General features: G+C 71.3%; 4 protein-coding genes and 1 pseudogene. 2 read left to right on the top strand and 3 right to left on the bottom strand.

What is annotated here, in order from left to right:
- A partial coding sequence (locus AC1DXV_RS32685; RefSeq protein ID WP_477937651.1) for an NRDE family protein occupies positions 1-486 on the top strand: 486 nt, incomplete at its 5' end.
- 1 nt (position 487) lies between these two features.
- Here the strand turns inward: AC1DXV_RS32685 and AC1DXV_RS32680 are convergent.
- Together AC1DXV_RS32680 and AC1DXV_RS32675 are read right to left on the bottom strand one after the other, a co-directional pair.
- Positions 488-1345, bottom strand: coding sequence for a YbgC/FadM family acyl-CoA thioesterase (locus AC1DXV_RS32680; RefSeq protein ID WP_477937649.1), 858 nt, complete (start codon positions 1343-1345; stop codon positions 488-490).
- A complete protein-coding gene (locus AC1DXV_RS32675; RefSeq protein WP_477865864.1) occupies positions 1342-2253 on the bottom strand; it encodes an alpha/beta hydrolase in 912 nt (303 codons plus the stop codon). The genes AC1DXV_RS32680 and AC1DXV_RS32675 overlap by 4 nt, the downstream gene beginning before the upstream one ends.
- 94 nt (positions 2254-2347) lie before the next feature.
- Between AC1DXV_RS32675 and AC1DXV_RS32670 the strand changes: the two genes are divergently transcribed.
- Complete coding sequence (locus AC1DXV_RS32670; protein WP_477865862.1) at positions 2348-3496, top strand: iron-containing alcohol dehydrogenase; 1149 nt, start codon at positions 2348-2350, stop codon at positions 3494-3496.
- A gap of 4 nt (positions 3497-3500) precedes the next feature.
- Here the strand turns inward: AC1DXV_RS32670 and AC1DXV_RS32665 are convergent.
- Positions 3501-3648, bottom strand: a pseudogene (locus AC1DXV_RS32665) (isocitrate lyase); the annotation flags it as partial.

Here is a 3648-nt window from a genome sequence, read left to right as displayed (position 1 = left end):
GACCTGCTGAAGGCGCGCGTCGATGCGGCGCTGTCGGCGAGCGACACCGTCGATGCGCTCAGCAGCCGGCTGTTCGAGGCGCTCGGCGACCGCACGCTGGCCGACGACGCGCTGCTGCCGTCGACCGGCGTGTCGCACGAATGGGAGAAGCTGCTGTCGGCCGCCTTCATCCGCACGCCGGACGGCAGCTACGGCACCCGCTGCTCGACGCTCGTGATCACCGAGCGCGTCAACAAGCGGCTCGTCACGCACGTGCTCGAACGCACCTACGGCGCCGCCGGCGGCATGGCGCTGCTGCGCCGCTCGACGCTGAAGGACTGGCCGCCCCGCTACAGCGAAGAGCCGCCGGCCGAGGCCCCGGTCCAGGGCAGCGTCGACGAGGCCGAAGAGCCGTCGGGCGGCACCGAGGCCGCGCCCCGCAAGCGGCGGGTGCGCAGCCTGCTGAAGCCCGAGCGGCCGCGCCGCCAGCGGACGGTGGCCGGCTGACTCAGAGGCTGCGCACCATCTCGACGTGCGGGATGTCGACTTCCTCGAACACCGGCCCGCGCGGCGCGAACCCGGCCCGCGTGTAGAACGCCTCGGCCGAGGTCTGCGCATGCAGCACTGCTTCGCGGTAGCCCTGCTCGCGCGCCGCCTTCATCAGCGCATCGAGCACCGCCCGGCCGACGCCGCTGCCGCGCATCGCCTGCGTCACCGCCATGCGGCCGATCTTCGCGACGCCGGGCACGTGCTCCAGCAGCCGGCCGGTGGCGAGCGCCGCGCCGAAATGGTTGTACGCGACGGCGTGGATGCAATCGGCATCGGCGTCGTCCCATTCGCGCTCCGGCGGGATCTTCTGCTCCTCGACGAACACCTCGGTGCGGATGCGCTGCGCATCGCGGCCGAGCTCGGCCCAGGAGCCGACGCGCACCTCCACCATCGGCTTGCCGGCCTCGAAATCCTGCAGCAGCTCGCGCAGCTCCTGCGGCACCGGCTTCGAGCTGTGCGCGACCGGATCGGCGAACACGTAGACCAGCTCGGCGCGGACCAGCAGCTGGTCCTGCCGGAAAGCGGCCGCGCTGAACACCATCGACGAGGTGCCGATGCGCCCGCAGCGCACGCCGATGTCGAGCACGTCGTCGTAGCGCGCCGAGCCTTCGTACTCGAGCGTGGACTTGCGCACGAACAGGTCGCCGCCGAGATAGTGCATCGTCGACGCGTACGGCATCGCGAGCGCCCGCCAGTAGCCGGCGACCGCGGTATCGAAGTACATCAGGTAGTGGCCGTTGAAGACGATCTGCTGCAGGTCGACCTCGGCCCAGCGCACGCGCAGCCGCTCGAGGAATCGGAAATCGGTGCGTTTCATGACAGCAAGGCCTTCTTCAGTGCGGCGGCGATGGCGTCCTGCGCGGCGACGGCTTCGTCGAGCTCGCGCGCCATCTTGATGAAATCGTGCGTGACGCCGCGGTACAGCTCCAGCTCGACGGCGACGCCGGCGGCGCGCAGCCGGTCGGCATAGGCCACGCCCTCGTCGACCAGCGGATCGCATTCGGCCAGCACCACGCAGGCCGGCGCGACGCCGTCGAGGTCGGGGGCGTTCAGCGGCGCGAAGCGCCAGTCGCCGCGGTCGGCATGATCGATGTAGTGGCCGAAGAACCACTCGATGCCGCGCGCATCGAGCAGGAAGCCTTCGGCGAACTCGCGGTGCGACGGCGTGTCGGCGTACGCCGTCGTGCCGGGCGTGATCAGCACCTGCAGCGCGAGCGGCAGGCCGATGTCGCGCGCGTGGATCGCGCTGACTGCGGCCAGCGTGCCGCCGGCGCTGTCGCCGCCGATGGCCATGCGGCGGGCGTCGAGCCCCATCGTCTCGGCGCGTGCGGCGAGCCAGCCCAGCGCGGACCAGGCGTCGTTCACCGCGGTCGGGAAGCGATGTTCCGGCGCGAGCCGGTAGTCGAGCGCGACCACCGCGGTGCCGCTGCGCAGCGCGAACTGGCGGCACAGGCTGTCGTGGGTTTCCAGGTTGCCGATCGTGAAGCCGCCGCCGTGCAGGTACATCATCAGCGGCAGCCGGCCGGCCGACGGCGCGTAGAGCCGGGCCCGCAACGGCGTGCCGTCGCTCGCCGGCAGCGTGAAGTCCTCGACCCGCGCGAGCGATGCGCGCGGCGGGTCGATGGTCTCGGCGGCTGCGGTGTAGACCTCGCGGGCCTGCGCGACCGGCATGGTGTGGAACGGGGGGCGCTTGGCGCGGCCGATGCGATACAGCAGGCTGCTCATCGCGGGGGTCAGGGGATGCGAGCTCACGGGGGGCGAGTGTGCCAGAGCATACTGGCCGATCCCATCGCAACATTGCGCAACGCCCCGCACCGCCATGGCCTTCATCTATTACCTCACGCAGATCCAGCTCGACTTCGGCGCGGTGAAGCTGCTGCCGGCCGAATGCGAGCGCATCGGCATCCGCAAGCCGCTGGTCGTCACCGATGCCGGGGTGCGCGCGGCCGGAGTCCTCCATCAAGCGCTGGCCGCACTGGGCGACCTGCCGCACGCGGTGTTCGACGGCACGCCGTTCAACCCGACCGAGGCGGCGGTGCGCTCCGCGGTGCAGGCCTGGCGCGAGCACGGCTGCGACGGGCTGATCGCGGTCGGCGGCGGCTCGAGCATCGACCTGGCCAAGGGCGTCGCGATCGCCGCGACGCACGACGGCCCGATGAAGACCTACGCCACCATCGAAGGCGGCAGCACGAAGATCACCGACCGCGTCGCGCCGGTGATCGCGGTGCCGACCACGGCGGGTACCGGCAGCGAGGTCGCGCGCGGCGCGATCGTGATCGTCGACGACGGCCGCAAGCTCGGTTTCCACAACTGGAACCTGATGCCGCGCGCCGCCATCTGCGACCCGGCGCTGACGCTGGGCCTGCCGCCGCTGCTGACGGCCGCGACCGGCATGGACGCGATCGCGCATTGCCTGGAGACCTTCATGGCGCCTGCGGTGAACCCGCCGGCCGACGGCATCGCGCTCGACGGGCTGGAGCGCGGCTGGGCCCACATCGAGCGGGCCGTGCGCGACGGGCAGGACCGCGAGGCGCGCTGGAACATGATGAGCGCGAGCATGCAGGGCGCGATGGCGTTCCAGAAGGGATTGGGCTGCGTGCATTCGCTGAGCCACAGCCTGGGCGGCGTGAACCCGAAGCTGCACCACGGCACGCTGAACGCGATGTTCCTGCCGGCGGTGGTGCGCTTCAACGCAAGCGCCGAATCGATCGTGCGCGAACGGCGGCTCGCGCGCATGGCGCACGCGATGGGCATCGGTTCGTGCGATTCGAAGGGCACCGAGGTGGCCGAGGCGATCCGCGCAATGAACGCGCGGATCGGCCTGGCGCCCGGGCTCGCGGCCCTCGGCGTCACCGAAGACCTGTTCGAGCGCGTGATCGACGGCGCAATGGTCGACCACTGCCACAAGACGAACCCGCGCCTGGCGACGCGGGAGGACTACCGCGAGATGCTCGCGGCGTCGATGTAGCGGCTCAGGCGTGTTCTTTCGCGTCGAAGAACTGCTCGTCCTCGGTCGAGCCCTTCAGCGCCGCCGTCGACGCATCGCGCTCGATCGTCGTCGTCACCGCATCGAAGTACCCGGTGCCGACCTCGCGCTGGTGCTTCACCGCGGTGAAGCCC

The organism is Rhizobacter sp. P3_C12 (genome assembly GCF_056402735.1).
The sequence above is the reverse complement of the archived record's forward strand: the minus strand, read 5'-3'. Positions and strand labels throughout refer to the sequence as shown.